We start from the raw sequence: 3,930 nt of genomic DNA, 5'->3' as shown, positions 1-3,930 counted from the left end.
GTCGTAGACGGCGGCGGCGATCTTGGCCGGATCGCCCGTGAAACTGTCGGCCTCGGCCTGTTCCAGCAGCCGCCGGGTCCGGCCGACGGCGTTGTCGCGATAGGCGGCCGTTTCGGTGGTGTAGCGCAGGGCGGAGGCGAAGCCGGTGCGGGTGCCGCCGGGCTCGACCACGGTGAGGCGAACGCCGAAGTCGGAAACCTCGCGGCTGACACTCTCGGTGAAGCCCTCCAGCCCCCACTTGGCCGCGTGATAGGAGCTGTGCGTGGGGACGGCGATCTGGCCGCCCATGCTGGAGATCTGGATGATCCGGCCGCCGCCCTGCTCGCGCATCGGCTTCAGGAACGCCCGGGTGATCAGCATCGGCGCGAGCAGCATGACCTCGATCTGGTCTCGGATCTGCTCGACGGTCATCTCCTCCGCGGCACCCACGACCGCGTATCCCGCGTTGTTGACGACGATGTCCACCGGTCCGGACCGAAGCGTCGCGCCCACCACCGCCTCGACCTCGGCCTGCCTGCCGAGGTCGAGGATCTCGACGGTCAACCGGTCGCCGTACGTCTCGCGCAGGTCGTCGAGGGCCTCCGCGCGGCGGACCGTGGCGGTGACGCGGTCGCCGTGGCGAAGGGCGTGCTCGGCGATGTGGCGGCCCAGGCCGCCGGAGGCCCCGGTGACGAACCAGTGCCGTACGGCCTTGCCGGAGGGGACGGGCATGAGCTCTCCCAGGATAGAGTCTTAGCGGAATGCGTTCCGCTTCCAGTTAAGCGGAACGCATTCCGGTTTGCAAGAAGACCCGAGCACCGGAGGAACACCCATGCCCGGCACCCCACGCCGCACCAGGAGCGATGCCCTGCAGAACCGGGAACGTCTGCTGGCGGTCGCCGCGCGGGTGTTCGCCGAGCAGGGGCTGGACTCCGCGCCCGCCGCCATCGCCAAGCAGGCGGGCGTCGGCGTCGGCACCCTCTACCGGCACTTCCCGACCCGGGAAGTCCTCATCGACGCCGCCTACCGGCACCAGCTCACCCGGGTGTGCGAGAAGGCGGCCGATCTGCTCGCCCGGGAACCGGCCGCCGAGGCCACCCGGCGGTGGCTGGCACACTTCCTCGACTACGCCACGGCCAAGAGGGGCATGTCCGAAGCGCTCAACGCCGTCATCGCGTCCGGAGTCGATCCCTTCTCCGACAGCCGCAGACTCCTCACCGGCGCCATCGCCACCCTCCTCGAAGCCGGTGCCCGGGACGGCAGCCTGCGAACCGACGTCACCTCCGAGGACGTCCTGCTTCTCATCGGCGGCCTCGCCTATTCGATGCAGCACAGCACCGGCGAGCAGGCCCGCCGCCTCATCGACCTCGTCATGGACGCGCTGACCGGTGGGCCGGCCGAGTAGCGTGATCTTGACACCGGATGACGGGAGAGCCACACCTTGAGCGAGAGCGGAATCCACCGGCTGGATGCGACCGCGCTGGCGGGGCTGATCCGCGCGCGACAACTGTCCGCGACGGAGGTGATGCGGGCATGCCTTGACCGCATCGAAACGGTCAATCCGCGGGTGAACGCCGTGGTCACGGTGCTCGCCGAGCAGGGGCTCGCGGCGGCCCGCGCGGCGGACGAGGCCGTGGCCGCCGGTGACGCGCTGGGCCCGCTGCACGGTGTGCCGTTCACCATCAAGGATTCGCTCGACGTGGCGGGGGTGGTGACCACTCGCGGCTCCGCCCTGTTCCGGGATCGTGTCGCCGTGGCGGACGCGACCGCGGTGGCCCGGCTGCGGGCGGCGGGCGCGATCCCGCTCGCCAAGACGAATCTGCCGGAATTCTCCTACTGGACCGAAACCGACAACCTGATCGTCGGCCGCTCGCTCAATCCGTGGGACGGCGAGCGCACCCCGGGTGGTTCCAGCGGTGGCGAATCGGCCGCGATCGCCACGGGGATGTCCCCACTGGGGTTGGGCAGCGACGTGGCCATCTCGGTGCGCGGCCCCGCCCACGACACGGGCATCGTCGCGCTGAAGGCGACCCGGGGGCGGATACCGATCACCGGCCACTGGCCCGAGGTTCCCGGCCGCTACTGGCATGTCGGCCCGATGGCGCGCAGCGTGCGGGACCTCGCGACCTCGCTGGGGATCCTCGCCGGGCCCGACGGCGTGGACGGCCACGTGCGGCATTCGCCACCCCCAGCGGACGGACCCCGGGATCCGGCGGGACTGCGGGTGGGCTGGGCGAGCGAACCCGCGTTCGGCCCGGTGGATCCCGAAGTGACCGCCACCGTCGTCGCCGCGGCCGACGCGCTCCGGGAGCTGGGCTGCACGGTCGAGCCCGCGCCGCCCGCCGGTCTGGAGGCGGTCGACGCCACCGCGTTGAGCGCGGTGCTGTTCGCCGCCGAAGTGGTGCCGTACTTCCGGCAGGTCACCGCGGGCCGTGAGTCCGAACTGCACCCGGTCATCCAGCGGACGATCGAGGCGCCCGAGGTGACCCTCGCCGACTACGTCGCGGCGCAGCACCAGGTGGACGCGCTCGGCTCCCTGTTCGCCGGGTACTTCGAGCGCTACGACGTCCTGCTGTGCCCGGTCTGCCCCATTCCCGCGCCACCGCACGCCCGGTCGAAGTTCCGCGTCGGCGACGTGACCGTCCCGGCCCGCGGCATCATGCGGGCGACCGTCCCGTTCAACCTCACCGGCCTGCCCGCCTTGTCGTTGCCGTTCGGCGTCAGCGGCGACAACCTGCCCATCGGCGTCCAGCTCGTTTCCCGCTGGTACGACGAGGACGCCATCCTTCGGCTGGGGACCGCGCTGGAATCCGTCAGCCCGGTTCGCGACCGCCACCCCGACCTGGCTTGACGCCAGGGCGCATCCGTCACGCCTGCTCCGCGGCCAGCAGCCGCTGGATCTCCCGCACGGCGTCCCGGCCCGCGCGGTTGGCGCCGACCGTGCTCGCCGAAGGGCCGTATCCGACGAGGTGCAACCGGGGTTCGGCGACGACGCGGGTGCCGTCCATCCGGATCCCGCCGCCCGGGGCACGCAGGTGCAGCGGCGCGAGGTGGTCGAGGGCCGCCCGGAAACCGGTGGCCCACAGGATCGCGTCCGCCCGCCGCGCGGTGCCGTCGGGCCACACCACCCCGGTGGGCGTGATCCGCGCGAACATCGGCCTGCGGTCGAGGATGCCCCGCTCGCGGGCCGCCCGTACCTCGGGGGTCAGCGCGAGCCCGGTCACGCTCACCACGCTTCGCGGCGGCAGGCCCGCCCGCACCCGGCGGTCCACCTCGGCGACCACCTCGCGTCCGTACTCGGGCGTGAACTCGTGGTCGAAGAACTCGGGAGGCCTGCGGGTGACCCAGGTCGTGCCCGCGGCGACCTCGGCGATCTCCATCAACTGCTGCACGGCCGAGGAGCCGCCCCCGACCACGATCACGTGCAGGCCGCGGAACTCCTCCGCCCCCTGGTAGTCCGCCGTGTGCAGCTGCCGCCCGGCGAACGTCTCCTGCCCCGGGTAGTGCGGCCAGAACGGCCGGTCCCAGGTGCCGGTCGCGTTGATCACCGCGCGGGCCGCCCACGCGTCCGTCGCGCTCTCCACCAGCAGGCGGTCCGCCTCGCGCCGCACGGACAGCACGTCGACCGGACGCAGCACCGGCAACCGGTAGGCGCGTTCGAACCGCCCGAAGTACTCCGGCACGACCTCGGCGGCGGGCCGGTCCGGATCGGCCGTGCCCAGCTCCAGTCCGGGAAGGTCGTGCAGCCGGTGCACCTTGTTCATCCGCAGCGACGGCCAGCGGTACTGCCAGGCCCCGCCGGGCCGCTTCGCGTGGTCGAGCACGACGAAACCGCCGCCGTCGGAGAAAGGGGAGAAACCGGCCCGGCGCAGGTGATACGCGGCCGACAACCCGGCCTGCCCCGCGCCGATCACCACCACATCCGTCTCGCTGCGCACACCCCCTACAACC

The 3,930-nt window shown here is 72.3% G+C and carries 4 protein-coding genes; 2 read left to right on the top strand and 2 right to left on the bottom strand.

Features of this window, described 5'->3' with window-relative positions; translation table 11 throughout:
• Positions 1–711, bottom strand: a 711-nt coding sequence (locus FNH05_RS33935) for an SDR family NAD(P)-dependent oxidoreductase (protein ID WP_144592942.1), incomplete at its 3' end; no start/stop codon positions are given.
• 100 nt (positions 712–811) lie between these two features.
• On the opposite strand from FNH05_RS33935, the gene FNH05_RS33930 reads away from it, so the two are divergent.
• Together FNH05_RS33930 and FNH05_RS33925 are read left to right on the top strand one after the other, a co-directional pair.
• The gene (locus FNH05_RS33930) at positions 812–1,384 is read left to right on the top strand and encodes a TetR/AcrR family transcriptional regulator (RefSeq protein WP_144592941.1); all 573 of its coding nucleotides are present in this window, start codon (positions 812–814) and stop codon (positions 1,382–1,384) included.
• Between the two features lie 36 nt (positions 1,385–1,420).
• Complete coding sequence (locus tag FNH05_RS33925; protein ID WP_246128107.1) at positions 1,421–2,830, top strand: amidase; 1,410 nt, start codon at positions 1,421–1,423, stop codon at positions 2,828–2,830.
• 16 nt (positions 2,831–2,846) lie between these two features.
• On the opposite strand, the gene FNH05_RS33920 is transcribed toward FNH05_RS33925, so the two are convergent.
• Entirely contained in the window at positions 2,847–3,917 is a 1,071-nt protein-coding gene (locus FNH05_RS33920; protein WP_144592940.1) for an NAD(P)-binding domain-containing protein, read from the bottom strand.
• Between the last annotated feature and the right edge of the window lie 13 nt (positions 3,918–3,930).

The organism is Amycolatopsis rhizosphaerae, assembly GCF_007713715.1.
GTDB classification, from domain to species: Bacteria; Actinomycetota; Actinomycetes; order Mycobacteriales; family Pseudonocardiaceae; genus Amycolatopsis_E; species Amycolatopsis_E rhizosphaerae.
This window is presented reverse-complemented; position numbering and strand designations above follow the sequence as displayed.

Bases quoted from the DNA above. Each gene is read 5' to 3' on its own strand.
- FNH05_RS33930 (WP_144592941.1), top strand. From the start codon at position 812: ATGCCCGGCACCCCACGCCGCACCAGGAGCGATGCCCTGCAGAACCGG.